The sequence below is a fragment of the Citricoccus sp. NPDC079358 genome, assembly GCF_040702545.1.
In the GTDB taxonomy this organism is placed as follows: domain Bacteria; phylum Actinomycetota; class Actinomycetes; order Actinomycetales; family Micrococcaceae; genus Citricoccus.
Genome location: NZ_JBFBLI010000010.1, coordinates 27,270 through 53,927, shown reverse-complemented (window position 1 = coordinate 53,927; position 26,658 = coordinate 27,270). Strand labels below are relative to the sequence as shown.

19 protein-coding genes are annotated in these 26,658 nt (G+C 69.3%); 3 read left to right on the top strand and 16 right to left on the bottom strand.

Going from position 1 to position 26,658, the window contains the following annotated elements; genetic code table 11:
* Positions 1-42 precede the first annotated feature (42 nt).
* Both AB0333_RS12600 and AB0333_RS12595 read right to left on the bottom strand, forming a co-directional pair.
* On the bottom strand, positions 43-6,198 hold the full coding sequence (locus tag AB0333_RS12600) for an Ig-like domain-containing protein (RefSeq protein ID WP_366219009.1): 6,156 nt from the start codon (positions 6,196-6,198) through the stop codon (positions 43-45).
* A 109-nt stretch (positions 6,199-6,307) separates the two neighbouring features.
* A complete protein-coding gene (locus tag AB0333_RS12595) occupies positions 6,308-6,667 on the bottom strand; it encodes a LysM peptidoglycan-binding domain-containing protein (RefSeq protein WP_366219008.1) in 360 nt (119 codons plus the stop codon).
* A 211-nt stretch (positions 6,668-6,878) separates the two neighbouring features.
* Between AB0333_RS12595 and lexA the strand changes: the two genes are divergently transcribed.
* A complete protein-coding gene (lexA, locus tag AB0333_RS12590) occupies positions 6,879-7,622 on the top strand; it encodes a transcriptional repressor LexA (protein WP_366219007.1) in 744 nt (247 codons plus the stop codon).
* Positions 7,623-7,627: 5 nt separating this feature from the next.
* Positions 7,628-8,524: a hypothetical protein gene (locus AB0333_RS12585; protein ID WP_366219006.1), complete on the top strand. Its 897-nt coding sequence runs from the start codon at positions 7,628-7,630 to the stop codon at positions 8,522-8,524.
* On the opposite strand, the gene AB0333_RS12580 is transcribed toward AB0333_RS12585, so the two are convergent.
* The gene (locus tag AB0333_RS12580; RefSeq protein WP_366219005.1) at positions 8,521-10,617 is read right to left on the bottom strand and encodes an ATP-dependent DNA helicase; all 2,097 of its coding nucleotides are present in this window, start codon (positions 10,615-10,617) and stop codon (positions 8,521-8,523) included. The genes AB0333_RS12585 and AB0333_RS12580 overlap by 4 nt on opposite strands.
* Positions 10,614-12,197 (bottom strand): GTPase HflX, encoded by a 1,584-nt coding sequence (gene hflX / locus AB0333_RS12575; RefSeq protein WP_366219004.1) that lies wholly within the window; start codon positions 12,195-12,197, stop codon positions 10,614-10,616. The genes AB0333_RS12580 and hflX overlap by 4 nt, the downstream gene beginning before the upstream one ends.
* Before the next feature lie 349 nt (positions 12,198-12,546).
* Here hflX and AB0333_RS12570 point away from each other — a divergent pair, with 349 nt between their 5' ends.
* Complete coding sequence (locus AB0333_RS12570; RefSeq protein ID WP_366219003.1) at positions 12,547-13,167, top strand: methyltransferase; 621 nt, start codon at positions 12,547-12,549, stop codon at positions 13,165-13,167.
* A gap of 30 nt (positions 13,168-13,197) precedes the next feature.
* Here AB0333_RS12570 and dapF read toward each other — a convergent pair whose 3' ends face one another.
* The 12 genes from dapF to dapA all read right to left on the bottom strand — a co-directional run bounded on the left by dapF (position 13,198) and on the right by dapA (position 26,583).
* Entirely contained in the window at positions 13,198-14,154 is a 957-nt protein-coding gene (dapF, locus tag AB0333_RS12565; RefSeq protein WP_366219002.1) for a diaminopimelate epimerase, read from the bottom strand.
* Between the two features lie 9 nt (positions 14,155-14,163).
* Entirely contained in the window at positions 14,164-15,108 is a 945-nt protein-coding gene (gene miaA / locus AB0333_RS12560) for a tRNA (adenosine(37)-N6)-dimethylallyltransferase MiaA (protein WP_366219001.1), read from the bottom strand.
* Positions 15,105-16,631, bottom strand: a complete 1,527-nt coding sequence (gene miaB, locus AB0333_RS12555; protein ID WP_366219000.1) for a tRNA (N6-isopentenyl adenosine(37)-C2)-methylthiotransferase MiaB — start codon at positions 16,629-16,631, stop codon at positions 15,105-15,107. The genes miaA and miaB overlap by 4 nt, the downstream gene beginning before the upstream one ends.
* 9 nt (positions 16,632-16,640) lie before the next feature.
* On the bottom strand, positions 16,641-17,231 hold the full coding sequence (locus AB0333_RS12550; RefSeq protein WP_115930847.1) for a regulatory protein RecX: 591 nt from the start codon (positions 17,229-17,231) through the stop codon (positions 16,641-16,643).
* Entirely contained in the window at positions 17,231-18,292 is a 1,062-nt protein-coding gene (recA, locus tag AB0333_RS12545; RefSeq protein ID WP_366218999.1) for a recombinase RecA, read from the bottom strand. Before recA ends, AB0333_RS12550 begins: the two co-directional genes overlap by 1 nt.
* A 233-nt stretch (positions 18,293-18,525) precedes the next feature.
* Positions 18,526-18,756, bottom strand: coding sequence for a DUF3046 domain-containing protein (locus AB0333_RS12540; protein ID WP_366218998.1), 231 nt, complete (start codon positions 18,754-18,756; stop codon positions 18,526-18,528).
* Between the two features lie 75 nt (positions 18,757-18,831).
* On the bottom strand, positions 18,832-19,284 hold the full coding sequence (locus AB0333_RS12535; protein WP_366218997.1) for a helix-turn-helix transcriptional regulator: 453 nt from the start codon (positions 19,282-19,284) through the stop codon (positions 18,832-18,834).
* A gap of 219 nt (positions 19,285-19,503) precedes the next feature.
* The gene (locus AB0333_RS12530; protein WP_366219088.1) at positions 19,504-20,013 is read right to left on the bottom strand and encodes a nicotinamide-nucleotide amidohydrolase family protein; all 510 of its coding nucleotides are present in this window, start codon (positions 20,011-20,013) and stop codon (positions 19,504-19,506) included.
* 22 nt (positions 20,014-20,035) lie between these two features.
* Positions 20,036-20,638, bottom strand: a complete 603-nt coding sequence (pgsA, locus tag AB0333_RS12525) for a CDP-diacylglycerol--glycerol-3-phosphate 3-phosphatidyltransferase (protein ID WP_366218996.1) — start codon at positions 20,636-20,638, stop codon at positions 20,036-20,038.
* An 18-nt stretch (positions 20,639-20,656) separates the two neighbouring features.
* Positions 20,657-23,851 (bottom strand): DNA translocase FtsK, encoded by a 3,195-nt coding sequence (locus tag AB0333_RS12520; protein WP_366218995.1) that lies wholly within the window; start codon positions 23,849-23,851, stop codon positions 20,657-20,659.
* Between the two features lie 119 nt (positions 23,852-23,970).
* Complete coding sequence (locus tag AB0333_RS12515) at positions 23,971-25,656, bottom strand: ribonuclease J (protein ID WP_366218994.1); 1,686 nt, start codon at positions 25,654-25,656, stop codon at positions 23,971-23,973.
* A 15-nt stretch (positions 25,657-25,671) separates the two neighbouring features.
* Positions 25,672-26,583, bottom strand: coding sequence for a 4-hydroxy-tetrahydrodipicolinate synthase (dapA, locus tag AB0333_RS12510; RefSeq protein WP_366218993.1), 912 nt, complete (start codon positions 26,581-26,583; stop codon positions 25,672-25,674).
* Positions 26,584-26,658 lie beyond the last annotated feature (75 nt).

The window sequence follows — 26,658 nt, the reverse complement described above, 5'->3', positions numbered from 1 at the left end:
GCATGTCGCGCAGAGACCCGCGCGGAGACCCGCGCAGAGTCCTCAGTCACCGGGTGCTTGAAGGCGGTTCGACTCGATGCCGTGGCTCGTCAGGTCCAGCCAGATCTGCCGGTGGCCGTCATGGGCGATGCAGTTCGTGTTGTTCTGCGTGGCGTTGCCGTTCGCGTCCACGGTGACGGAGTAATCGCCGAATGTGAAGACTCTCCCGGGTTTGTCCGTGGAGGACGAGCCGATCGCGGTGCACGTGTACTCGATGGTGGTGCCCGGATCGAAGTTGGAGAAGGTCTTGTCGGTCCGCCAGCAGTCCGTGTATTCACCGGATTGACACTGGCCGAAACTCGCCGCGCTGCCACCGCGGGAGATGCTGACGGAGGGATCCGGGATGGCCTGGGACGTCCCCGACTCGGTCACGGTTTTGCAGGTGGTGGTCCCGGTGACGCAGACCTGGATGGTCATCGTGGAGGACGTGGCCGCCCGCGTCCGCGCCGTGGTGAAGGAGCCGTTGTTCTCCACGGTGGTGGAATCGATCTTCGGCGTGACGGTCACGGACCGGCCATTGCCGATGGTGGTGGTGTTCGTCGGGCTCCAGGTGAACTTCACGGAGCCGACCTGGGATGTGGCGCGGAGGGTGGGCATGGTGAAGGGGCCGTAGGCCACCTGCGTGGAGACGGTCCGCGAATCACCGACGCCGGCGGCGTTCGTGGCGCGGACACTCAGTTGGTAGGTGGACCCGTTGGCCGGCACGTCGATGGTCGAGGACGTCGACGTCCCGAGGGACGACCAGCCGCTGCCGAGGGAGTATTCGTAGGAGACCGGTGAGCCGTTGCTCGCCGCCCCGGAGAAGGAGAGGTCCAGTTGGCGGTTGGCTCCGGTCGGTGAGGTGGTCAGCCCGCTCACGGCACCGGGCAGCCCGTAGGGGGTGACCGCCGCGGAGCGTCCGGAAGGCGGGGAGGATCCTTCGGCGTTCCGTGCCACGACGGAGAAGGTATAGGAGGTGGACCGGTCCAGTCCGGACCAGTCCATCGATGTGGTTCCCGAGGCCACGTCACGGGACACACTCGAACTGCCGGAATGTGCCGTCACGGTGTACCCCTGGAGGGCAGCGCCGTTGTCGTCCGCGGCGGACCAGGACAACCGGACCACGCCGCCGTCGACGGCCGAGGTGTCCCGGACCGCCGACGGGGCCCCGGGGGCGAAGGGCTTGCCGGCCGGCGTCGCGGCCACCGACCAGCCCGACCACTCGGACGGCTCGTCGGCCTGGTTCACAGCCTGGATGCGGAATTGATAGTCCACGCCGTTGGTGAGGCCGTCCCAGTTCAAGGACGTCCCGGCACCGGCCGAGCGCAGGCCGCCACCGGGCGGTGCCGGGCTCAATTGCACGCGATAGTCCGTGATGGCCGAACCACGGTTGACCGGCGGCGTCCACTGGACGGTGACGAGACCGTCACCGGCGTCCACGGTGGGTGGGGCCGGCTGCTCGGGACGAACGTCCGGAATCGCGGGCGCCGAGAGACCCGAGGCGTCCGATTCGCCCACGCCGTTGGTGGCCGTCACCGTGAAGCGGTGTTCCACGGCATTCTCCAGGCCGGAGATGGAACACGCGGTGGAGGAGCACTGCTGGGTGGAACCCGTGGTCGTGTCCGTCACCGTGTATCCGGTGATCGGATCGCCGTGGTCCGGCGGGGCGGCCCAGGACAGCTCCACCGTCTGGTCGTCCACGGACTCGATCCGGGGAACACCGGGGGCGTCCGGCCTGCCCTTGACGATCACGGTGATGTTGCCCTGGACCTCCCGGGTCGGGTCGGCCGTCAGATCCTGGATCGTGTAGGTCACCTGCATCCGGCCCGAGTAGTCCTGCCCAGGGGTGACGGTCACCGTGGAGCCGTCCGTCGCGGCGGTACCCTCGCCCGTCACTACCTGGGCCGCGGTCACGGTCAGCGGCGCCTCACCCTCGAACGGGTTGATGTCGTTCTCCAGCACGTTGACCACGACGGTTTCGCCGGACCGGGCCTCCGGGATCTCGTCATCGAGGGCGCGCGGGAGCTCCCGCGAGGTGCCCACCACGTCGACGGTGATCTCTGCCGTGACGGGCTCGGCCTCGCCGTCGGACACCGAGAACGCCACGGTGCCCGTCGTGCCCCGGTCGGCGTTGGAGGAAGGCGTCACCCTCAGCTCGGTCCCCTCGAGTTCGGCAGCGAACTCACCGCTGACCTGACCGCGGGAGAAGTCCAGCTCGTCACCGTCGGGATCCGAGGCCAGCGGGCTGAGGTCCAGGGTCACCGGGTCGCCACCCTGCTCGACTTGCAGCGAGCTGGACTGCACCGTCGGAGGATTGTTCTCGTCCGGACGCGGTTCGACAGTGATGGGGATGGACAGCGTGGACACCAGCCCATTCGGGTCCGAGCCGTCCTCGCCATCCGTCACCGTCACGTTGACCGACGCGCCACCGGCGTAGTCGGCCGGGGCGGTGAATCGGACCTCGGTGGCCGATCCCACGGTGAAGGCGGCGGACGCGGGGGTGGCGGACGCCGAGCTGTCATCGGTCAGCCGTGGCGTGCGGCCGTCGCGGACGCCGATGTGGTCGGTCAGGTCCACCCGGACTTCCTCACCGGCCACCACACGCACTGGTCCGGTGGTGGTCAGCCACGGCGCACGATGGTCATTGCCCGGCACCAGGACGAAGGCTCGGCCCACCCCGCCGTCCACGTCCGTCACCGTGTACATGATGACCTGTGCCTCCGGTTGCACGGGGACGACCACAGAGGTTCCCTCCACCCGGGCACCGGCCGTCTGGGCGGCCTCGTCCACGCCGAGTTCGAGTTCCTCCACGGCTCCGTCCGGATCCTCGTCGTTGTCCAGGACCGAGACGGAGATCTGCTCCCGGCCGTCGATCTCCTCGACCCCGACGAGGTCGTCGCGGGCGACGGGCGGCATCAGGGGGGCCTCCTCATCCACGCTGATGGAGAGGTTGGCGGAATCAGTGGCACCGGCCGGGTCGGCGATGGTGTAGCCGATATTGAGGAAACCCTCGGTCTCCGGGGTGACGACGCGGACCCGTCCATCCACGATCTCCACCGGCACCTCGGGCTGACTGGGGGCGAATCGATCTTGCACCAGCGTGACCTGATCGCCGTCGGGATCGGCGTCGTTGGCCAGGACGTTCGTGGTGAAGGTGCGCCCGGGCCGGACCTCGACCGAGTCGTCCAAGGCCACCGGCGGGTTGTTCGTACTGAGCGGCTGGGCGATGCCGACGGTCACGGTGCCGGTGGCGCGGGCACCCAGCCGGTCCACGGCGGAGTAGGTGAAGACATCGGAACCCGTGGCGGCACTGGACGCGGTGTAGACCAACCGGCCCTTCTCCATGCGCACGGATCCCTGGGTGGGTGGTGACTGCACGCCCTCCAAGGTCACGGAGTCGCCGTCCGGATCGATCCCGTCCAACGGGATCGGCACCGCCACAGATTCTCCCGAGAGCACCCGGGCGGACACCGAGAGGGGCACCGGCGGATTATTGGACTCGCGATCCATCGGCACCATGGAGACTTCCACGGTCGCCGAGGCCTGCTGCCCGTCCGGGGCTCGCACCGTGTAGGCCAGAGTGGCCCGCCCTGGCTCACTGCCCGCGCGGAACCGGACCTTTCCGTCGGACACGAAACCGATCCCGAGGTCCTCGGCGACCTGGCGGTCGAGTTCGGGCACCAGGGTCAGCTCTTCCTGGTTGGGGTGGGTGTCATTGGCCAGGACGTCGATCGTGACCACGTCTCCGACGCGGACGTTCGCCGCATCCGCGACGGCGATGGGCGGTTGCATGACCTCCGGTTCTGGCAGCGGCACCACGGTGACCTCGCCCTGGGAGGTGCCCTGGGCATTCGACACCGAATAGGAGAACGTGGCCGGGCCGGTCAGGCCTCCGGTGTCCACGACCCGGACGTGGTTGAAGTCCTCGACGGCCAGTTTCAACGGGGCGGGTGCCCCGGACTCGGTCGTGGCATCCTGGACCCCCTGTACCACCAGCACGCCACCGGTCGGATCGGTGTCATTGCCGAGGACATTGACGAGGGCCTGGCCGCCCGCCGGCAACAGTGCGATGTCACGCACAGCCACCGGCAGACCGGAACTCTCCTCGCCCTCCACGACATCCACCCGGATCAGTCCCGGCGCGGAATCGTACTCGTTCGCCGCCAGGTACTCGACGTAGTAGGTGTCAGCGACCTCCGAGGACCACTGCACCGAACCTCCCGCAGCCGAGTAGCAGATCTCCGCATTCTCGGTAGCAGCCACGTGGGCGAGGCGCAGTGGGCCCCCGAGGGGGTCGGTGTCGTTCTCGAGCGGGTAGAACGTGATCTCCTGACCCGCCTGGACGGTGACGTGGTCGGCCTGGGTGATCGGCGGATGGATCGAACCGCGTTCGAGGACCTCGATCTGCACGGTGCCCGTGGAGGTCTCGCGCCCATCGGACACGGAGACCTGGAGGTCACGGCGTCCGGCCTCGCCGGTGTTGTCCTGGAACGTGAGCTGGCCGTCCGGACGGGTCCGGACGGTATCCGGCTCCTCGGCGAGGGCGCCCACGAGCTGGAGGTCGTCGCCGTCCGGGTCGATCCAGTCGGTCAGGACCTGGCTCGTCACCGATTCCCCAGCTGGCACGCGCAGCACCGCCTTGCGTTCCTGCGTGGGCCCCCGGTTCTCACTGTCCGGCACCACCCGCAGGGACACCTGTGCCGTGTCCGTGCCGCCACGCCCGTCATCGGCCACATAGGTCACCTCGGCCCGGCCGCTCGCGGATTCGGGGACGACGATCTGCATGCCGATACCGTCGATGATCTCCTGCACCGTCCCCACCGGAGGCTGATCGCCCTCGAGGGAGGCCGTCAGGACGTCACCATCGGGATCGGAGTCATTGAACAGGACGGGCAACGATGTGGTGCGCCCGGCACGCACGCCGAAACTGTCATCCTCTGCCACCGGCGGCCTGTTCTCCTCCTGCCGTTCCGGCAGGGCGGTCTCCTGGGTGACCTCGTCGGATTCCTCTTCCGTCTCCTCGCCCTCACCCTGGGGCGGCTCGAGGTCGTCCCAATTGGCGACGACCTTCATCTGATCCAGGACCATCCAGTTGGTCCCGGACGTCGTGTCATTGAGGACGACGGCATCACGGTTCACCCGGAAGACCAGCTCCGCGCCGGCCTGCAGGTCCGGGACGGGCACCACCTGATCCTGCTCTTCACCCTCACAGTCCTGCAGGTAGTGTCCGGTGACGGCCGAGGCGGCATGCAGGCACCCGGCGACCCGGACGGGCGCCGTCGCCGCCACACTGCCCGCGGCACCGGCGGCCGTGGTCGATCCGGCGGAGGGGTCCGTGGGCGGGACGATGCTCAGGGACCGGATCTCACCGCTGGACAGTCCCACGGTGAGCAGTTCCCGCTCCGTGGACAAGGCCAGTTGGTCTGCCTCTGGACCGGACGGCTGCGGCACCGCACCCACCAGTCGCTCATCCTCCACGACGTGACCGGGCCAGGACAGGGTGCCGGAGGAGGAATCCACCACCACGGGAACGTCACCCACGGCCACCAACTGCGGTTCCTGCATGCCGGACAGGCCGTCGACGCGGTCCCGGCCGGTCTCCACCAGGGCCCCGGACGACTCATCCTCACGCCCGAAGCGGATCACGGTGGCCTGACCGAGGTCGGCCACGAACACCTCACCGCCCACCGTCGTCGTCGACGTCACGGTCCCCTCAGCCTCGTAGAGTGGCTCGTCCCCGGAGATCTGGGGCGTCGGGTCCACCGTCCCGGCGTATACGGCCCCTTCCGCGGGGTTGCTGGCGGAGATGATGCCCGCCCCGAGCGCGAAGTCCTGGGTGGCCGGCAGCATGACCTGATCACCGGCGGCCATCGCAGTCGTGTCAATGGACGTCAGGGCACCGGATGCCGGATCCAGCATGAGGGCGGTGACATCCTCCTGATGGAGCTCGACGCCCTCCATCGGGGGCCGGAAACCACCGTCCAGGATGGCGGACTCGTGGTTCAGGTGGCCGACGTATCCCCCGCTGTTGTGGGTGACCCAGATGCCTGCATCATGCAGTTCGAGGTCAGCGGTGTCGAAGCCGGGATAGAGCAAGGCGCCGGTGGCCACCAGCGCACCGATGGCGGAAAAGGCCACCGGGGTCGCCACAGACTTCATCTGCTTGCGCTTGTTCCCCATGCGTGCCCCGTCATCAGCAATGGATCCGCCCCACCACGGACCGAGGCCATCCTACCGGCCGGTCGGAGGGTATCGAATCCTCGGCGCCGCAGCCAGGTCCAGCCGGGGCTCAGGCCCCGGCGGGCACGAACAACACCTGGCCGGGCTGTAGCTCACCACCGTCGAGGTCATTCAGTTCGCCGATGCGCAGGATGGCTTCATGACGGGGCGATTCCGGGGCGGTGCGCCCGGCGATGGCCCACAGGGTGTCGCCGTAGTTCACCGTGAGGGTCTCCACGGCTGCCGCCGACTCGTCGGCCGACGCGGACGCCGGGGCCACCCCGTGGGCGCCGAAGAAGACAGCGGCCGCGGCGGCCAGGACTGACAGGAGGATGACGGGGAACCCCACGAAGAGGAAACGACCACGGCGGTTCAGGTGGAATCCGGCGGAGCCGGTCGTGCGGGTCTGGACCGATGCTGCAGTGCTCATGCTCTTCTGCCTCTCCTCCCGGATCCCCGGGCCGTCTAGAACGTGTGTTCGACTGCTTCGACGTCATGTCTAGCACGCCTGTTCGAAACATGCCAAGAAAACTTCGAACATATCTTTGAATCGAGGCTGTGACTCCGGTATCGTCAAAGCCAGCGACCCAGCACGAGACACCTCACCAAGACCGACGGACACGATAAGAACGGATGGTCGAATGGCCCCCCGGATTTCCACTCCCGCCCCGGACCCGCACCGCGTTCCCAGCGTCCGGCCCCTCACCGATCGTCAGCGGATCATCCTCGGATCCATCCGTTCGGCTATTGCCGCGCACGGCTACCCGCCGTCCATGCGGGAGATCGGGGATGCCGCCGGCCTGGCATCCCTCTCCTCGGTCACCCATCAGCTGGGTCAACTCGAGAAACTGGGCTACCTCCGCAAGGATCCGGGCCGCCCGCGTGCCATGGAGGTCCTGCTGGACGAGAACGGCCGAGCTCTTTCGACGGAGTCGGCTGCCGCGGCCCCCGATTCGACCGCCACGCCGGTGGGGACGGTGAGGACCCTGCACACCGGGGCCGCCGAGGGTGATGCCGTACCGGTTCCGCTGGTGGGCAGGATTGCCGCCGGTGGGCCGATCCTCGCCGATCAGCAGGTCGAGGACGTCATGACCCTGCCGCGCCAGCTGACTGGCGAAGGCGAGCTGTTCATGCTGAAGGTCTCCGGGGATTCCATGGTCGATGCCGCCATCTGCGACGGCGACTGGGTGGTCGTGCGCCAGCAGAACAACGCACTGAACGGGGACATCGTCGCCGCCCTGCTCGACGACGAGGCCACGGTGAAGACCTTCCGGCAGCGAGACGGCCACACCTGGCTGCTGCCACAGAACTCTGCGTATGAGCCCATCCTCGGCGACGAGGCGACGGTCATGGGCAAGGTCGTCACGGTACTCCGGGCGCTCTGAGCCCCATGAACCATCGGCCCCTGCCGCCCGGCGTCCGCGTGGCGGATGCCGAGGAGTTCGTTTATACACACGGGCGGCTGCTCGAACGCCGTCGGGTGGACCTGCTGCTCCATGGGGGCGGACCCGAGGGCGTCCTGGCCGCCCTGGGGGCATACCGCAATCCGGACGGTGGTTTCGGCCACGGCCTCGAACCCGATGTGCGATCACCGAGGAGTGAGGCGCTCTCCACCCTGACGGCCCTGGATCTCCTGGCCGGCTGGGATCTGGCCGAGCACCCCTGGGTGCGCTCTGGACTGGAATACGTGGCCTCGACCTCCGGGGTGGATGGTTCCGTGCCGTTCGTCACCGAGGCCTCTCTCGAGTGGCCCCATGCACCGTGGGTCCAGCCGGTTCCGGGCGGTTCGCATCTGACCTTCGGCTTCGCCGCCGCGGCACTGCTGACCGGGTTCTCGGGCGGGTGGGCCGAGGCCGCTTCCGATTGGTGCCGCCTGCGATTGTCCCAGGGGTCGACGGACGGCGGACTGGCCGCCTACGAGACCAAGTACGCACTGAGGTTCCTTGCCGCGGACGGCCTCCCCGCGGGCTCGGCGGACAGCCCGGTCCTGACGGTGCTCCGTGAGCGGCTCTCGGCCGACGGCTCCCTTCCCGTGGAGGGCGGCGCCGAGGACGAGAGCCTCCACGCGGTCGACCTGGTCCATGATCCGTGGACCGTTCCCTTCCCGTCCGATCTTCTCGGCGGGCTGGTCCCGGCGGCCGTGCTGTCACGGGACCGGCGGTGGCTGGCTTCCGCCCAGGACCCCGACGGCGGATGGTCGGTGGATTGGCCCGCCTGGAGCCCGGCCCCCGGCCTCGAATGGCGGGCTATTCGCACGGTCGGCGCCCTGGAGATGCTGATCCGCTAGTCACCGGGACGGAGCCGTTCCAGGACGCCCCGCACCACCGAGGGATCGGCCGTGGGCCAGAAGTCCGGCAGGGTCGAGCGCAGGAACGACCCATACCGTTCCGTCGCCAGCCTCGAGTCGAGGACAGCCACGACACCGCGGTCCGTCGCGGTTCTGATGAGTCGGCCGGCACCCTGCGCCAGGCGGACCGCCGCGTGGGAGGCGGAGACCGCCATGAAACCGTTGCCGCCATGGCGGCTGATGTCCCTGGACCGCGCCGTGGAGAGAGGATCGTCCGGTCGCGGGAACGGGATTCGGTCGATGACCACCAGCCGACAGGACTCGCCGGGCACGTCCACGCCCTGCCACAGGCTCATGGTCCCGAACAGGCACGTGTCCTCCTCCGTGGCGAACTGCCGCACCAAGGCGGTCAGCGTGGTGTCGCCCTGGCACAGGATCGTGGGCTTCGGCCCGAGCCGGGTGCGCATCTCGGTGGCGGCGTCCTCGGCGGCCCGCTTGGAGGAGAACAGGCACAGGGCACCGCCGCCGGACGCCCGGAGCAGTGCCTCCAATTCGTCATAGCTCTCGGGGGCGGCGAACCGGCCCGGCTTCGGCAGGTGCCGCGCCACGTAGAGCACACCCTGCCTCGGATAGTCAAAGGGACTTCCCACGTCCAGACCGGTCCAGACCGGCGCCCCCTCGCCCATCAGGCCGAGAGAGCCAGCCACCGGGTTGAACGATTCCCCGATGGCCAACGTGGCCGAGGTCAACACGGCCGTGGCCTGACCGAAGAGACCTTCGCGGAGTTTGCCGGCTACGGACAGCGGGGCCACGTAGAGCATCGGTGCCGCGGACTCGTCCCCGGGGATCCACCCGGTGCCGGGCTCGAAGTGGCCCGGACGGGAGGCCCAGAGCACCTCGGGATGACTGGTCTCCGGGGTGGTCTCCAGCATCCTCTCGGCCACGTCCAGGACATCCTGCATCCGGGACCGAGCCATCTGACGCCCGCCGTCGGCCGAGGAGTCGGCACCTCCCCCGCTCGGCTTGGAATCACTCAGGCCCTGGCGGGCCGCATCGCGGACGGCCCTCAGGGCATTTTGCTGGACCTCGTCCGGCCCACGCGATATCAGACCCGTTGGGGTCGCTGTGAAGGCAGCGTCGAGGCCGGCGCCAGCCTGCACCAAGTCCTCCACGGCGATGGCCGTATGCTTGCGGGCCGAGGAGGCCGCGGCCTGCACGATGGCGCCGGAGAGCTGTCCGGTCACCGCCCCGGTCACCCGGTCCTGGAGTTCGTGGGCCTCGTCCACCACCACCGCCTCGAACTCGGGCAGCACCGCGAGTCCCTCGAAGGCGGCGATCGCGAGCATGGCGTGATTGGTGACCACCACGTCCGCCTCTCCGGCGTCCGCGCGCGCCCGCTCCGAGAAGCACTCGGCCGCCATCGGGCACTTCTGGGCGCCCAGGCAGTCCACCGCGGACACCGAGACCTGGCGCCACGCGCGATCGGTGACACCCGGATCGAGGTCATCCCGGTCCCCCGTGTCCGTCTCCTCGGACCATTCCCGCAGGCGCAGGACCTCGCGGCCCAGGGGGCTGGTCGGGCCGCCGTCAGATCCGGACAGCAACTCGCCGTCGTCGGCCATGCCGAACAGTGCCTGGCCGTCCTCCTCCGGAAAGCCGCCCTCCAGCTTGTGCCTGCACAGGTAGTTGGACCGGCCTTTGACCAGGGCGATGTTCATGGGACGGGGAAGCTCGTCCCGCAGGGCTTCCAGCAGCTTGGGCGCATCCCGCCGCATGATCTGGGACTGCAAAGCCAGGGTGGCGGTGGCCACCACCACCGGGTTCTCGGCCTCCAGGGCGTGCTGGAGCGCCGGCACCAGGTACGCCAACGACTTCCCGGTGCCGGTGCCCGCCTGCACCAGCAGGTGCTGCCCAGTCTCCAGGGACCGGGCCACCTCCACGACCATGCGCCGCTGCCCTTCGCGGCGCTGTCCCCCGGTGGCTGTGACGGCGGCGTCCAGCAACCGCAGGGCCTCACGCTCGGCGTCAGTACGGGGCTCGGCGGCGGGCTCCGCTACAGCAGCCGGCGCAGCCTCCTCGACCGTCTCTGTCATGCTCCGGCGCGCTCCTGACCGTCCGCGGACCTCTCGGCGGCATAACAGCGCAGGTCCTCGGCAATGTCCTCGCGGACCAGCACCCGGAGCCGCGTGCCCTCGGCCTCGTAGGTCTCCGAGATGATGTCCGCGTCCGGCGAGTGCAGGCGCGAGACCACGTCCCCGTCGGTGAACGGGATCAACAGGTCCAGGGCCACATTCGGGCGCGGGATCGCGTCCGAGACGGCGCGCTCAAGTTCCTCGATCCCCTCCCCGGTCCTGGCGGAGACGACCACCGACCGCAGTTCCTTCTGACGCAGCCGGGCCACCACCACCGGGTCGGCGGCATCGGCCTTGTTCAGCACGATGATCTCCGGGATCTGCCGGGCGTCCACCTCGGCCAGCACGGCTCGCACGGCGGCGATCTGCCCCTCGGGGTCCGGGTGCGAGGCGTCGACGACGTGCAGGATCACGTCCGCGTCGGCCACCTCCTCCAGGGTGGAGCGGAAAGCCTCGACCAGCTGTGTCGGCAACGAGCGGACGAAGCCGACCGTGTCCGAGAGCGTGTAGCCGATGCCGTCCGGTGTGACGGACTTGCGCACCGTCGGATCCAGGGTGGCGAACAGGGCGTTCTCTACGAGGACGCCGGCATGCGTGAGGCGGTTGAGTAGGGAGGACTTGCCGGCATTCGTATACCCGGCGATCGCCACGGACGGCACCCGGTTGCGACGCCGGTTGGCCCGCTTGGTCTCGCGCGCCGGTTTCATCGCAGTGATCTCCCGGCGCAGCTTGGCCATGCGGGTGCGGATACGGCGGCGATCCAGCTCGATCTTGGTCTCACCGGGGCCACGGGAGCCGATGCCCTCACCGCCGGCGGCACGGCCACCGGCCTGGCGGGACATGGACTCGCCCCAACCGCGCAGGCGCGGCAACAGGTACTCGAGCTGCGCCAGTTCCACTTGGGCGCGGCCCTCACGGGACTGGGCGTGCTGAGCGAAGATGTCCAGGATCAGCGCCGTACGGTCGATGACCTTGACGCGGACGATGTCCTCCAGGGCACGACGCTGGGAGGGAGCCAGCTCCGAGTCCACGACGACGGTGTCCGCACCGGTCATCGCCACGATGCCGCGCAGCTCCTCGGCCTTGCCCTTGCCCAGGAAGGTGGCCGGATCCGGCAGGTGCCGGCGCTGGATCAGACCGTCCAGGACCTCGGACCCCGCGGTCTCGGCCAGGGCCGCAAGCTCGCGCAGGGAGTTCTCGGCGTCCTCCGCGGTCCCCTCGGACCAGAGGCCGGCGAGAACGACCCGCTCCAGGCGCAGTTGGCGGTACTCGACCTCACTCATGTCCTCGAGCTCGGTGGACAGTCCGCTGACTCGCCGCAGGGCCTGGCGTTCGGCCAGGTCGAACTGCTCACCGTCGGCCTCGGTGTGCCCGTCACCGCCCTTGGACAGCGCGAGGGCTCGGCCAGATTCGGGGGCGTTCTTGGCGGCACTGGCGGCATCAGCCGCAAGGATCCGGTCGATCACGTCACGGATCTCGGACTCGTTCCCGTGCTGCTCGTTCGCGGGCTGTTCGTTCCCCTGTGGGGTGGTCTCGGTCATGGTCTCCTTGGAAGAGTTGTGGTCTCTAGGGTAGTCGCTGTCGGGGACGCCGAGAGTGTTCGGGTCGCCGCTGTGGATGGGGGTTTTCGGGGCCACCAGGGCCTCCTTCACGGGTCGGGCCGGCGTGGGATCGGCGCGAGGAATCGCAGCAGACCAGGACCCGGGCAGTCGGGTCACGCAGGCTCAAGGGAAAGTGGGTGCCATCACGGACGGTGTCTCAACCCGCTGCACAGCGGGGAGATCGGGGTCCGGAGCGTCGGTGCCGCAGAGGCACGTCCGGCTCAACGCAGGTAAATCCACATGCCATCCAGTATAGGGACGCTGTCAAGCAGAGGTAGCATCGGCCGTGATGGATTCCGCACACTACTTCTCCGCCGAGCCGGCCGGCCCGGAACAACGACGACGGCTCAGCCTCACCTTGGCCGGCCGGGACGTCACCGTCGAGACGGCGGGCGGCATCTTCTCCCCCGACGGACTGGACAAGGGCACCGCGGCGATGCTGCGTACGGTACCGGGCCCTCCGTCGTCGGGCTCGTTCCTGGACATCGGTACCGGCTGGGGGCCGCTCACCCTCACGCTGGCGCTGTCCAGCCCCGACGCCCAGGTGACGGGGGTGGAGGTCAATGACCGTGCCGCGCAGTTGTGCCGGGACAATGTCGCCGCCCTCGGCCTGGACAACGTCTCCGTCTACCGGCCAGACGGGGTCCCCGCCGAGCGGACCTTCGACCTGATCTGGTCCAATCCGCCGATCCGGGTGGGCAAGGAGGCACTGCATTCGATCCTGATGCAGTGGCTGCCCCGACTGGCCCCCGGGGGCCGTGCCCTGTTGGTGGTGCAGAAGAACCTCGGGGCCGATTCGCTGCTGCCGTGGATGGCCGCGGCCCTGGACGAACGGTTTCCGGGGCAATTCACGGCGTCACGCTTCGGCAGCGAGAAGGGCTTCCGGATCCTGCAGGTGGACCGGGCCTGACAGCCGCCGGTCAGGCCCCGTGAGGCCCGTTCACGCCACCGTTCCGTCGAAGATGAGTGTGGCGGGCCCGGACAGGATGACGCGTTCGGTGCCGTCAGACTGGGGGATGAACTCGACGCCCACAATGCCGCCCGGGACGCCGACCTCCCAGGCCAGGGCGTCACGGTCTCCGGCCCAGATGCGGACGGCCGTGGCGGCGGCACAGGCTCCCGTGCCGCAGGAGAGGGTCTCCCCCACTCCCCGCTCGTGAACGCGCAGCTCCAGTCGGCCGACGCCGTTCAGGAAGAGCGGGTCGGCGGCCACCACGAACTCCACATTGGTTCCGTTCGGCGGGACCGGTTCCACGTTGGGCTGCTTCGCCAGGTCCAGATCCGCCAGATCCGCGTCCTCGGCCAGCGCGACGACAGTGTGCGGGTTGCCCATCGAGATGCTCAGGGCCGGGCGGGGGTCGGCCAGCCCGGCGGCGAGCACCAGGGAGTCCGAGGCCCGCTCCTCGGCCAGTTCGGGGTCGATGTAGCTCCACGGACCCATGTCGGTCGAGTACTGTTCCTCGCCGATCCGGGTGACGGTGCGGAGGCCGGCGCGGGTGCCGATCTGCAGCTGTTGCCCGATCTCCAGGTCCACCAGGCCACGGGTGGCGAGATAGTGCACGAAGACGCGCACCCCGTTGCCGCACATCTCGGAGACGGAGCCGTCGGCATTGCGGTAGTCCATGAACCAGGTGGCCTCGGGGTGGTCCTCCAGCAAGTCCCGCCCCTCGATGAGGTGCGTGGACTCGACGACGCGGATCAGCCCGTCGGCGCCGACCCCGAAGTGGCGGTCACAGAGGGCCTCCACGTGGTCCGGGGCGAGTTCGCTCTCCCCGCTCAGGTCGGGGACGAGGATGAAGTCGTTGCCGGTGCCGTGCCCCTTCGTGAAGGCCAGACCGGCCAATTGGTCGAGGGCGGTCCGCAGGCGGTCGGGGTCCTGGGCGATCGGCAGGGTCATGGTCTCAGTCTAGGTGGCGGCCTGCGGGCCCGTTGACGGGCCCGTCGACCGGGCCAGGTGTCCCAGCACGTCCTCGAGCAAGCCGGCACGGGTGGGATCGAACCACGTGACGCGCGGGTCTGCCCGGAACCAGGTGATCTGGCGGCGGGCGAAGCGGCGGGTCGCCGTGGCGGTGTCCTCGATGGCCCAGGCGGTGTCCGCCTGTCCGTCCAGGACGGCGAGGAACTGCGCGTAGCCGATCGCCCGCGACGCCGTCCTGCTCCGCCGCAGCCCGAGGGCGTCCAGGGCCCGGACCTCGTCCAGCAGGCCTGCCTCGGCCATGGCGGCCACGCGGGCGTGCAGCCGCTCATGCAACCGCGGCCGGTCCAGGTCCAGCCCAACCTGCACCGTCGGCCGCAGGTAGGTCCGCTGCGGCATGAACGAGGTGAAGGTGCGCCCGGTGAGCTCGAAGACCTCCAGGGCACGGACCATCCGCCGGGTGTCCCCCAGGCGTGCAGCACTGTCCGGATCCACTGCTTGCAGGCGTTTTCGCAGGCCCTCCAGACCGATCTCCCGGCCCTCCGCCTCGATCCGCGCGCGGACGTCCGGATCGGTCGGCGGGAACTCGAGCTCGTCCAGCGCGGCCCGCACGTACAGCCCCGACCCACCGACGAGCACCGGCACCCTGCCCCGGGCCCGGATCCCGTCGACCACCTCCCGCGCCTCGGACTGGAAACGGGCCACCGAGGCCTCATCGGTCACGTCCAGCACGTCGAGCAGGTGGTGGGGTATCCCCCGCCGTTCGGAGACCGGGAGCTTGGCCGTGCCGATGTCCATGCCGCGGTAGAACTGCAGGGCGTCACTGTTGACGATCTCCCCACCCAGCCGTTCGGCCAGGTCCAGAGCCAGCTCTGACTTCCCGGTGCCCGTCGGCCCGACGACGGCCACGATCGGCGCGCGGCCGTCGTCGGTCATGCGGGGCGCAGGGTGGGCATGCCCAGGCTCACGCCGGCAGAGCCGGCAGCACCCTCGGCGCCTGCTGCTCCCGCGCCGGGTGAGGGCACACCGCAGGAGGCAGCCTGGGCAAGGTCCCAGGCGTCGCCGGCACGGGACCGGCGCAGGGCGTAGCCGTCCGGATCGTCCGCTGTGGGGTCCGCGATCAGGAAGTAGGGGTGGGATGCCGTCACCGTCACCGTGACGACATCACCGGGCCGCGGGACCTCGGCGCCCTCCGGGACGCTGAAGTGCACGAGCCGGTTGTCCGGGGCACGGCCGGCCAAGCGACCGGTCGCTGCGTCCTTGGAGCCGGAGTGGTTCGTCACCAGCAGCTCCTGGCGGGTGCCCACGAGCTTCGCCGTCTCCTCGGCGCTGATGCGGTCCTGCAGGGCAGTCAGCCGCTCGAAGCGTTCCTGGACGACCGCCTTGGGGACCTGGTTCTCCATCTCCCCGGCGGGGGTTCCCGGGCGGATGGAGTACTGGAAGGTGAAGGCCGAAGAGAAACGGGAGGCCTCCACCACGTCCAGGGTGTCCTGGAAGTCCTGCTCGGTCTCCCCGGGGAATCCGACGATGATGTCCGTGGTCACGGCGGCGTGCGGGATCCGTTCCCGGACCTTGTCCAGGATGCCGAGGAACTTCTTGGACCGGTAGGAGCGGCGCATCTCCTTGAGGATTCGGTCCGAGCCGGACTGCAGCGGCATGTGCAACTGCGGCATGACGTTGGGGGTCTCGGCCATGGCATCGATGACGTCGTCGGTGAAGGAGGCCGGATGGGGGCTGGTGAAGCGGACCCGCTCCAGTCCCTCGATCGAGCCGCACGCGCGCAGCAGCTTCGCGAAGGCACCGCGGTCGCCGAACTCGACTCCGTAGGTGTTCACGTTCTGGCCGAGCAGGGTCACCTCCACGGCGCCGGCATCCACGAGGGCCTGGACCTCGGCGAGGATCTCACCGGGACGGCGGTCCTTCTCCTTGCCGCGCAGGGCCGGGACGATGCAGAAGGTGCAGGTGTTGTTGCAGCCCACCGAGATGGAGACCCACCCGGAATAGGTCGAGTCGCGCTTGGTCGGCAGGGTGGAGGGGAAGGTCTCCAGCGATTCCAGGATCTCGAGCTCGGCCTGCTGGTTGTGACGGGACCGCTCCAACAGGGTGGGCAGCGAACCGATGTTGTGGGTGCCGAACACGACGTCGACCCATGGGGCCTTGTCGATGATGGTCTTCTGGTCCTTCTGGGCCAGGCAGCCGCCGACGGCGATCTGCATGCCGGGGTGGTTGTCCTTGACGGCGCGCAGGTTGCCGAGGTTCCCATAGAGCTTGTTGTCCGCATTCTCCCGGACGGCACAGGTGTTGAACACGACGAGGTCGGGTTCCGTCGTCCCCTCGACCGGGGCATAACCGGCGTCCTCCAGCAGGCCGGAGATGCGCTCGGAATCGTGCACGTTCATCTGGCAGCCGAAGGTGCGGACCTGGTATGTGCGCTCATCGAGACGGGGGGTGGAAGTCACCGCAGTATTCTAGTCGTCGTCCAGGGCGAAAGCATCCGCCTCATCCTCGAGGCCACCGAGGACGTCCTTGACGATGCCCAGTGCCATGCCCGGCGGGTATCCCTTGCGGGCGAGCATGGCGGCCAGGCGCCGGACGGTCTTGTCCCGCTCCGCCCGGTCCTCAGCCGAGTCTCCGTGCGGGAGCTGGCGCCCGCGGATCTTTCGCTGGACGAGTTCGACGGCGGCCTCACGTTCGGCGTCCTCACTGATCGTCTCGAGGGCCTGTTCGGCGGCTTCCCCGGAGACGCCCTTCTGCTGGAGCTCCCGGCGCAGAGCACCGCGGGCGAGGCCTTTGGAGCGTTGGCGGGTGCGGACGAAGTTCTCCGCATAGGCGGTGTCATCCACGAGCCGGACATCCTCGAGGCGGTCCAGCACGGCGGCGGCCACGTCCTCGGGGACATCCCGCTCGGCGAGCTTCTCCTCCAACTGTTTCCGCGACTTCGGCGAGGCGGCGAGCTGGCGCAGCACGATGGTCCGCGCCACCTCCGTGGCGGCCGGCTCCGGATCGTCCGTGAGGTGCTCGGGGACGTCCGGTACCGCACGGAGGTGGCGACGTGTCATCAGGCCGGGGACTGACCCGAGACGGCGCGCAGCTGCGGCTCGCCCGCGGTCTCGTCCTCGGCCGTCACGCCGATGCCGAGCTTCTCCAGGATGCGGGTCTCGATCTCGTCGGCGAGGTCGGGGTTGTCCTTGAGGAAGCGGCGGGAGTTCTCCTTGCCCTGGCCCAGCTGATCGCCGTCGTAGGTGTACCAGGCGCCGGACTTCTTCACGATGCCCTCGTCCACGCCCATGTCGATCAGGGAGCCCTGGCGGGAGATGCCCTCGCCGTAGATGATGTCGAACTCGGCCTGCTTGAAGGGCGGGGCCATCTTGTTCTTGACGATCTTGGCACGGGTGCGGTTGCCGACAGGGTTCCCGCCCTCTTTCAAGGTCTCGATCCGGCGCACGTCGATCCGGACGGAGGCGTAGAACTTCAGGGCCTTGCCGCCGGTGGTGGTCTCGGGGCTGCCGAAGAACACGCCGATCTTCTCACGCAGCTGGTTGATGAAGATGGCGGTGGTCTTGCTCTGGGCCAGGCGGCCGGTGATCTTGCGCAGGGCCTGGGACATCAACCGGGCCTGCAGGCCCACGTGGCTGTCACCCATCTCGCCCTCGATCTCGGCGCGGGGCACCAGCGCGGCCACCGAGTCGATGACGACGATGTCCAACGAGCCCGAGCCGATCAGCATGTCCATGATCTCGAGGGCCTGCTCACCGGTGTCCGGCTGCGAGACCAACAGGGCGTCCGTGTCCACGCCAAGCTTCTTGGCGTATTCCGGGTCCAGGGCGTGCTCGGCGTCAATGAAGGCGGCGATGCCGCCGTTGCGCTGGGCGTTGGCCACGGCGTGCAGGGCGACCGTGGTCTTGCCGGAGGATTCCGGACCGTAGATCTCCACCACGCGGCCGCGCGGCAGGCCGCCGATGCCCAGGGCCACATCCAGGCCCACGGAACCGGTGGGGATGACCTCCATCGGGGCCCGGACCTCGTCACCCAGGCGCATCACCGAGCCCTTGCCGTACTGCTTGTCGATCTGGGCCAGTGCGGCTTCCAGAGCCTTGTCGCGGTCAGTGGCTGACGCCATGATTCACCCCTACGTGTGCTGGTGGCGGGCGGCCTTCGAGCCGTTCCCCTGTACTGCTGACGAACCTACTGGATCGCCCGGACGGGTTAGCGGAACGCCGCTGGTGCTGTGGATGACATGCCCGGGGCAGAGCCCGGTTCATGTCCTGTGGAAGAGCTTACCGCCGTTCGAAGATGTTTTCGAAGAGTCCGGTCCCGGCGTGTCCTCGACGCCGTCCGGGCTCAGCCCACGGCTCAGCCCCCGTCGCGGTCCCGCACCGGGAGATCGCGCCCGAAGCGGCGCCCCTCGGGGACGCCCTGGAGGTCGCAGACGTCGAGCCACACGCGCCGCGGGTCCACGCCGGCGTCGAGGGCCCGGTCCGCGGTCTCCAGGAGGGACGGCAGGACCAGGGTCGCGGCGATCACGCCGGCGTTGCCGGGACCGAATTCGTCGTCCATCAGCCGGCGGAACTCACTGTGCTTCATCTCTGGACCCTTCCGTCCCCTCACGGCAACAGGACCGCAACCCCGAGGGGCTGCGGTCCTGCGCTGCGGTCGTGGTCAGTGGCTGCCGGCGAGCTGGCCGAAGTCGTCCGGGACCTCGTCCGGGATGCGGGCACCGAACTCCTCGGGGGCGAAGCCGCTCTCGAGGTCCACGGGCACGGTGTCCGGGATGTGCACTCCCTCTTGGAGGGCGATGCGGTCCGAGACCTCGCGCAGCATCAGGGACATGGGCACGTTCAGGGCGCTGCAGATGGAGGACAGCAACTCCGAGGAGGCTTCCTTCTGTCCGCGCTCGACCTCGGACAGGTAACCGAGGGAGACCCGCGCATGGTGGGAGACCTCGCGGAGCGTGCGGCGCTGGCGCTGGCGGACGTCACGCAGGACGTCTCCGATTTCCTGGCGAAGGACTGGCACGGCGTGCTCCTTGGTCTCGAGGGAGTCGGTGGGGACGTTTTCACCGGTCTCCAGCCAACGGGTGATGCCGTTGATGGTTACCGGATGCTTCATCATGTCTACTGTCTTCTCCTGAGTGGGTACTGGGAATGGCCGATCAGGCCAACTGGTGGGTACAACGGTGACCGGGCCGGTATTTGTTCCCGCTCCGGCCGCCCATCCTCTGGATTCCCAGCCGATTCCCAGCTGACTGCGCGGCGTGCTCCCAGCCTACCGACAACCCCGGACCCGGAGGCAAGCCTGCCGACGCATCCGGGCCTTTCCGTGACGCAAATGTCATGCTGATCGGCTCAGACGCGCCTGCACCATCTGCAGCGCCCGGCGGACCGTGCCCCGCCGGATCGCCTCCCGATCGCCGTCGAGGTGCAGCAGCACGGCCTCCGGCTCCGCGTGGTCCGGTATCCCGGCCAGCCCCAGGTAGACCGTGCCCACCGGCTTGCCCTGGTGCGCCTCCGGTCCGGCCACGCCGGTCGTGGCGATCCCGATGTCGGCCCCCGCCACGCGGCGGGCACCCTCGGCCATCTGCCGGGCCACCTCGGCGTCCACGGCGCCGGCCCGGGCGAGCAGGCCCGGGTCCACGCCGAGCAGCCGCTCCTTGACGTGGTTCTGGTAGGCCACCACTCCACCCTGCAGCGTCCCGGAGGCTCCGGGCACCTCGGCCAGGGTGGCGGCCAGCAGTCCGGCGGTCAGGGATTCCGCGGTGGCGACCGTCAGGCCGCGGCGGATCAACAACTGCACGACGGCGGTCGGCAGGCGCTCCGCATCGGCCAGTGTGACCGGACCCATCGGCTCGTCCCGTTCCACGCGGTCAATCAAGGCTGGACTTGCTGGACTGGCCGGCGAGGGAGTCCCGGCGCAGCCGCAGGCCCTTGACGACGTAGTCGACTCCGGTGATGAGGGTGACCGCGAGGGCAGCGGCCATCAGCGTCCAGCCGGCCCACAACCACCAGTCCCCCAGCACCGGGCCCAGCGGGGCCAACAGCCACAGCAGGGCGGCGGCCTGGAGCACGGTCTTGAGCTTGCCGCCCCTGGAGGCCGGCATCACGCCGTACTTCAGCACCATCAGGCGCATCACCGTGATCCCCCATTCGCGCACGAGGATCAGCACGGTCACCCACCACCAGAGCTCGCCCAGCAGGGAGAGCACGACGAAGGCGGACCCGGTCAGGAGCTTGTCCGCGATGGGATCGGCGATCTTGCCGAAGCTGGTGACCAGGCCGCGGGCCCGGGCGATGTCCCCGTCCAGCTTGTCGGTGTAGATGGCCACGGCGAACAGGGCGAAGGCCACCCAGCGCAGGGCCATCGAGTCCTCACCCGAGGGGCCCCCGGCCACGAGCGTCCAGATGAAGAACGGGACCATGACGATCCTGACGGCCGTCAGGAGGTTGGGTAGGTTCCAGTTCTCACTCATGCGTGCAGTCTACGGATCTCACCGGCCGGTGAGGTGCCACGCGTCCTCGGAGCCCTCGCCGTCCTCGCCACCGTCCTCGTCGTACCAGTCGTCCGCCGCGGGACGGGAGGCGAGATCGTCCGCCACCAGGTCACGCCCGTAGTCGGGAGCGTGGTGATCCACGGTCTCCGCCGGCAGGGAGCCGCGCACCAGTTCCTGGTCCGAGGGGGCCTGGCCGGAGCGCTGGGGCATCTCCGGGTACGCCGCGCCCGCCGGACCGGAACCGCCGGAGCCGCCGACGTGGTCCTCACGGGCGAAGCCCCCCGAGGCATCCATGCCGTCGGCGGGATCCGCGTGCACCACGTCCTCGGCATAGGCCTCGGGGGCATCCTCGCTCGGCGCCGCGGCCGGCGGGCCGTCGCCACGGATGGTGGCCAGCAGGTCGGCCAGGTCATCGGGCTTCACCAGCACGTCCCGGGCCTTGGAACCCTCCGAGGCGCCGACGACGCCGCGGGACTCCATCAGGTCCATGAGGCGCCCGGCCTTGGCGAAGCCGACGCGCAACTTGCGCTGCAGCATGGAGGTGGAACCGAACTGCGTGGTGACCACGAGCTCGGTGGCCTGCAGCAGCAGGTCCATGTCGTCGCCGATGTCCTCGTCGATGACCTTCTCGACCTTCTCCGGAACCACATCCTGGCGGTACTGCGCGGTCATCTGCGTCTTGACGTGCTCCACGACGGCGTGGATCTCGGATTCGTTGACCCAGGCCCCCTGGACGCGCATCGGCTTGGACTTGCCCATCGGCAGGAACAGGGCGTCACCTTGGCCGAGCAGCTTCTCCGCACCGGGCTGGTCCAGGACCACGCGTGAGTCCGTGACGGAGGAGGTGGCGAAGGCCATGCGGGAGGGCACGTTGGCCTTGATGAGGCCGGTGACCACGTCCACCGAGGGCCGCTGGGTGGCCAGCACCAGGTGGATGCCGGCCGCACGGGCGAGCTGGGTGATGCGGACGATCGCATCCTCGACGTCCCGCGGAGCGACCATCATCAGGTCGGCGAGCTCGTCCACGATCACCAGCAGGTACGGGTAGGGCTTGAGCACGCGCTTGGAGTCCGGCGGGAGGTTGACCTTGCCGGCCCGGATCGCCTTGTTGAAGTCGTCCACGTGCTTGTAGCCGAAGGCCGCCAGATCGTCATAGCGGGTGTCCATCTCACGCACGACCCACTGCAGGGCCTCCGCCGCCTTCTTCGGGCTCGTGATGATCGGGGTGACCAGGTGCGGGACGCCTTCGTACGCGGTGAGCTCCACGCGCTTCGGATCCACCATGACCATGCGGACCTCGTCCGGGGTGGACCGCATCAGGATCGAGGTGATCATCGAGTTCACGAACGAGGACTTGCCGGCACCGGTGGCGCCGGCCACGAGCATGTGCGGCATCTTGGCGAGATTGGCCATGACGAAGCCACCCTCGACGTCCTTGCCGACGCCCATCACCATCGGGTGGTCCGTCTTGCGCGCGGCGTTGGAACGCAGCACGTCGCCCAGGGCGACGACCTCCTTGTCCGCATTCGGGATCTCGATGCCGATGGCGGACTTGCCCGGGATCGGCGAGAGGATGCGCACGTCGGAGGACGCCACGGCGTAGGAGATGTTCTTGGACAGTGCCGTGACCTTCTCCACCTTGGTGCCCGGTGCGAGTTCGATCTCATAGCGCGTGACCGTGGGGCCGCGGGAGAACCCGGTGACCTCGGCGTCGACCTTGAACTGTTCCAGGGTCGAGGTCAGGGCGGCCACCACGGCGTCGTTGGCCTCGGTGCGGTCCTTGTGCGGCGGGCCGGCCGGCAGCAGGGCCGAGTCCGGCAGGGTGTAGGTGATGTCCCCGCCCAGGTGCAACTGCTCGGAACGTGCCGGCATGGGCGGCAGCTCGGCCGGCCGGGCCACCGGGGTCGCCTTCACGACCGCAGCCGGTGCTGCTGTCGGCGCTGCCGGCGGCACGGTGCCGATCGGTTCGGTCGCCGGCCCGGCGGGGGCATCGGGCCCGACGCCGGCCGCTTCCTTGACGCGGGCGATGGCCAGTTCCCCGGCGGTCGGCCGCCGGACGCCCGGTGGCACGGCCGGCCCGGAGGACTCAGCCTCGGCGGGGGTCGCCGCCGAGTCTGCCTCGTGGTGCCTGTCAGGGTCGGCGTCGGCGTCGCCGATCACGGCGGTCTCGTAGGCCTCCGTGGTGGTGACCGGATCACCGTTCTGGTCCAGGACCGCGGTCGGCTGTTCCTCGTCACGCCCGAAGAGCCGGGTGCCCTTGCGCTTCTTCTTGCTGAGTTTGTCTCGCTGTCCCGGCTTGCCGGCGTGGTCCCGGTCGTGCTGCGTCAGGTAGGACTGGTCATGGGAGTCCTCACCGTCCCGGTCGGCCCGGCTCTCGCGGGCACCGCGGGCGGTGCGGTCCGGGCGCTCGGTGGCCGCGCCGCCGTCGGGCTGGCCGGTGAGCCAGGCATAGGCGTCCCGGGTGCGCTGCGGGATCTGGCCCACCGGGGTGGCGGTGACGATCAGCAGTCCGAAGAGGACGAGGACCACCATCAGGGCCCACACGGGCCACGGCGTCAGCAGGGAGGCCAGCGGGGTGGTGGCGAGGTAGCCGACCAGCCCTCCCCCGGCCAGGAGGTTCTCGAAGGAATCGGCCACGGCGGGCAGGCCCGCCACGAGGTGGGCGATCCCGGCGGCGCCGACCAGCATGACCAGCAGACCGATCGAGATGCGGCCGTTGTCCCGGTGCTCCTGGGGCGTGCGGAAGTACCGGACCGCGATGATGAGCAGCACGGCCGGGAAGAGCAGGGTGGCCCAGCCGAGGGTGCCGGCGGCCACGTTGTGGACCACGGTGCCGTAGCCCGGGGTGCCGCGCAGGCCCCACCATTCCACCGAGCCGATGACGAGGGCGAGGACCACGAGGAAGAAACCGGTGCCGTCGCGGCGGTCTTCGGGGTCGATCCTGGCGTCGCGGCCGACCTTGCGCACGCCGGCGCCGATCGGCGTGGCCAGGGCCATCCAGAACCCGCGCGCCGCGCGGACGAACAGGTTACCCGCCGGCTGCGGGACGGGTTCGGGCGCGCTGCGGTTGCGCTGGGTGGTGCCGGACGGGCGCGCAGACGACTTCGCCGACTTCGGCTCCACACCCTTGCGGGCGGTGGAGGTCGAGGACCGGCTGGACTGCGAACGCGTCGGGGAAGTACGGGTCGCCATGCTACGTAGGGTACCGGCGTCCCCGTGGGCTGTCCGTGACCAACACAGGGTTCCGGCGACGGGTCCGGCCGGACAGGCGGACGCGCCAGGTCCTCGTGCAGGGCCAGCGGGCCCGCGCCTCAGGCCTCCAGGACCACCGGGACGATCATCGGCCGGCGGCGCAGCTTGCGGTTGACCCAGGTGCCGATGACGCGGCGGACCACCTGCTGGAGCTGGTGCGTGGTGTGGTCCGCGTTGGACTGCACGGCCTCCTCGAGGGCGCGGGCGATCTTGAGCTTGACCTCGTCGAACACCGAATCGTCCTCCGCCACGCCGCGGGCGTGGATGTCCGGGCCGGACACGATGGTGCCGGTCTGGCGGTTGACCACCGAGATGATCGAGATGAACCCCTCCTCGCCGAGCACCTGGCGGTCCTTGAGGTCGGAATCGGTGATCTCGCCGATCGAGGAACCGTCCACGTAGACGAATCCGCACTCCACCTGTCCGGTCACGCGTGCCACGCCGTCCGTGAGGTCCACCACGGAACCGTCCTCGGTGAGCAGGACATTCTCGCTCGGCACCCCGGTCGACTCGGCGATCTTGCCGTTGGCGATCAGGTGTCGGGTCTCCCCGTGGACCGGCATCACGTGGGTCGGCTTGACGATGTTGTAGCAGTAGAGCAACTCGCCCTGGGACGCGTGCCCGGAGACGTGGACCTTCGCCATGCCCTTGTGGACCACCTCCGCACCGAGCTTCATCAGGCCGTTGACCACCCGGAACACCGAGGTCTCGTTGCCCGGGATCAGGGACGAGGCCAGGATGACGAGGTCGCCGGCGTTGAGCTGGATACGGTGGTCCCCGTTGGCCATCCGGGACAACGCGGCCATGGGCTCGCCCTGGGAGCCGGTGCACATCAGCACCACCCGGTCATCCGGCAACTGGTCGACCTGCTTGAGGTCCACCAGGATGCCCTCCGGCACCGTGAGGTAGCCCAGCTTGGCCGCGATGCCCATGTTGCGGACCATGGAGCGTCCCACGAAGCAGACCTTGCGGCCATGCTGGTGGGCGGCGTTCAGGACCTGCTGGATGCGGTGCACGTGGGACGCGAACGAGGCGACGATCACGCGCTGGTCGGCCCGGGCCATCAGACCCTCGAGGACGGTTCCGATCTCCTTCTCCGTGGTGGTGAACCCGGGGACCTCCGCATTGGTCGAGTCGGTGAGGAACAGGTCCACGCCGTCCTCCCCCAGGCGGGCGAAGGCCCGCAGGTCGGTGATGCGGCCGTCCAGCGGCAACTGGTCCATCTTGAAGTCGCCGGTGTGCAGGATGGTGCCGGCCTGCGTCTTGATGGCCACCGCGAGGGCGTCCGGGATCGAGTGGTTGACCGCCACGAACTCGCACTCGAAGGGGCCGAGATGCTCGGTGTCCCCCTCCGTGACGGTGAGGGTGAGCGGGCGGATCCGGTGCTCCTCGAGCTTGGCCTCGATCAGGGCCAGGGTCAGGGTGGAGCCGATCAGGGGGATGTCCGCCTTCAGGCGCAACAGGTACGGCACGGCGCCGATGTGGTCTTCGTGGCCGTGGGTCAGCACCACGCCGACCACGTCGTCGAGGCGGTCCTCGATATAGCTGAAGTCTGGCAGGATCAGGTCCACGCCGGGCTGGTGCTCTTCGGGGAAGAGCACGCCGCAGTCGACGATCAGGATCTTGCCGTCCAGTTCGAAGACGGTCATGTTGCGGCCCACCTCGCCGAGGCCGCCGAGGGGGACGATGCGGCAGGTGCCGGGCTTCAGCGCGGGTGGGGTGGACAGGCGGGAGCCTGGTGCCATGGGGTTCGGTCCCTTCTAGAAGGTGAGTCCGGCCTCCGCGAGGTCGGCACGGATGATGGTCTTCTCGTCCTCGGTGGCCTCCACGAGGGGGAGGCGGACCACCGAGTTCGGCAGGATGCCCTGCCAGTTCAGGATCGTCTTGGCGGAGACCGCTCCCTGGATGTGGGTCATCACCGCCCGCTGGTACGGGTCCAGCTCGAAGTGCAGCGCCTGGGCCGCCGCCAGGTCACCGACGAGCATGGCGTCCACCATCCGGCGGTACAGCCGCGTGGCCACATGGGCCGTCACGGAGACCACGCCCACGGCGCCCAGGGTCATGAGCGGCATGGTCAGGGAGTCCTCGCCCGAGTAGATGTCCAGGTCCGTGTTCGCCGCCACCAGGGTGGTGGACTGGAAGTCGCCTTTGGCGTCCTTGAGGGCCACGATGTTCGGGTGCTGGGCCAGCGCGATGATGGTGTCCGGGTTGATCGGCATGACCGAGCGCCCGGGGATGTCGTAGAGCATGACCGGAAGGTCGGTGGCGGAGGCGATGGTCTCGAAGTGCGCCCGGATGCCGGCCTGGTTGGGCTTGTTGTAGTACGGCGTGACCAGCAGCAGGCCGTCGACGCCGGTCTTGGCGGCCAGCTGGGACAGGTGCACCGAGTGCCCTGTGTCATTCATGCCGGTGCCGGCGATGACCTTGGCACGGCCGCCCACCGCCTCCACCACGGCCTCGAACATGGCCACGTTCTCCTCGTCCAGCAGGGTCGAGGTCTCCCCGGTGGTGCCGGTGATGACCAGCCCGTCGGCGCCCTCGTCCACGAGGTGGTTCGCCAGTTTCTGGGCCGAGTCCAGGTCCAGGCCGCCGTCCTCCGTGAAGGGAGTGACCATGGCGGGGACAACGGTGCCGAAGGTGTTCGCGGAGCGCGCGGCAGGGGTCTCGATCATGGCTGCCAGCCTACCTGCGAGAATGGCCTGCGGCAGGTAGCCGGAGGGCGAGAGTCTGGGCTGACACCACAAGCG

Bases quoted from the DNA above. Each gene is read 5' to 3' on its own strand.
- AB0333_RS12600 (WP_366219009.1), bottom strand. From the start codon at position 6,198: ATGGGGAACAAGCGCAAGCAGATGAAGTCTGTGGCGACCCCGGTGGCC.
- AB0333_RS12595 (WP_366219008.1), bottom strand. From the start codon at position 6,667: ATGAGCACTGCAGCATCGGTCCAGACCCGCACGACCGGCTCCGCCGGA.
- lexA (WP_366219007.1), top strand. From the start codon at position 6,879: ATGGCCCCCCGGATTTCCACTCCCGCCCCGGACCCGCACCGCGTTCCC.
- AB0333_RS12585 (WP_366219006.1), top strand. From the start codon at position 7,628: ATGAACCATCGGCCCCTGCCGCCCGGCGTCCGCGTGGCGGATGCCGAG.
- AB0333_RS12580 (WP_366219005.1), bottom strand. From the start codon at position 10,617: ATGACAGAGACGGTCGAGGAGGCTGCGCCGGCTGCTGTAGCGGAGCCC.
- hflX (WP_366219004.1), bottom strand. From the start codon at position 12,197: ATGACCGAGACCACCCCACAGGGGAACGAACAGCCCGCGAACGAGCAG.
- AB0333_RS12570 (WP_366219003.1), top strand. From the start codon at position 12,547: ATGGATTCCGCACACTACTTCTCCGCCGAGCCGGCCGGCCCGGAACAA.
- dapF (WP_366219002.1), bottom strand. From the start codon at position 14,154: ATGACCCTGCCGATCGCCCAGGACCCCGACCGCCTGCGGACCGCCCTC.
- miaA (WP_366219001.1), bottom strand. From the start codon at position 15,108: ATGACCGACGACGGCCGCGCGCCGATCGTGGCCGTCGTCGGGCCGACG.
- AB0333_RS12550 (WP_115930847.1), bottom strand. From the start codon at position 17,231: ATGACACGTCGCCACCTCCGTGCGGTACCGGACGTCCCCGAGCACCTC.
- recA (WP_366218999.1), bottom strand. From the start codon at position 18,292: ATGGCGTCAGCCACTGACCGCGACAAGGCTCTGGAAGCCGCACTGGCC.
- AB0333_RS12540 (WP_366218998.1), bottom strand. From the start codon at position 18,756: ATGAAGCACAGTGAGTTCCGCCGGCTGATGGACGACGAATTCGGTCCC.
- AB0333_RS12535 (WP_366218997.1), bottom strand. From the start codon at position 19,284: ATGATGAAGCATCCGGTAACCATCAACGGCATCACCCGTTGGCTGGAG.
- AB0333_RS12530 (WP_366219088.1), bottom strand. From the start codon at position 20,013: ATGGGTCCGGTCACACTGGCCGATGCGGAGCGCCTGCCGACCGCCGTC.
- pgsA (WP_366218996.1), bottom strand. From the start codon at position 20,638: ATGAGTGAGAACTGGAACCTACCCAACCTCCTGACGGCCGTCAGGATC.
- AB0333_RS12520 (WP_366218995.1), bottom strand. From the start codon at position 23,851: ATGGCGACCCGTACTTCCCCGACGCGTTCGCAGTCCAGCCGGTCCTCG.
- AB0333_RS12515 (WP_366218994.1), bottom strand. From the start codon at position 25,656: ATGGCACCAGGCTCCCGCCTGTCCACCCCACCCGCGCTGAAGCCCGGC.
- dapA (WP_366218993.1), bottom strand. From the start codon at position 26,583: ATGATCGAGACCCCTGCCGCGCGCTCCGCGAACACCTTCGGCACCGTT.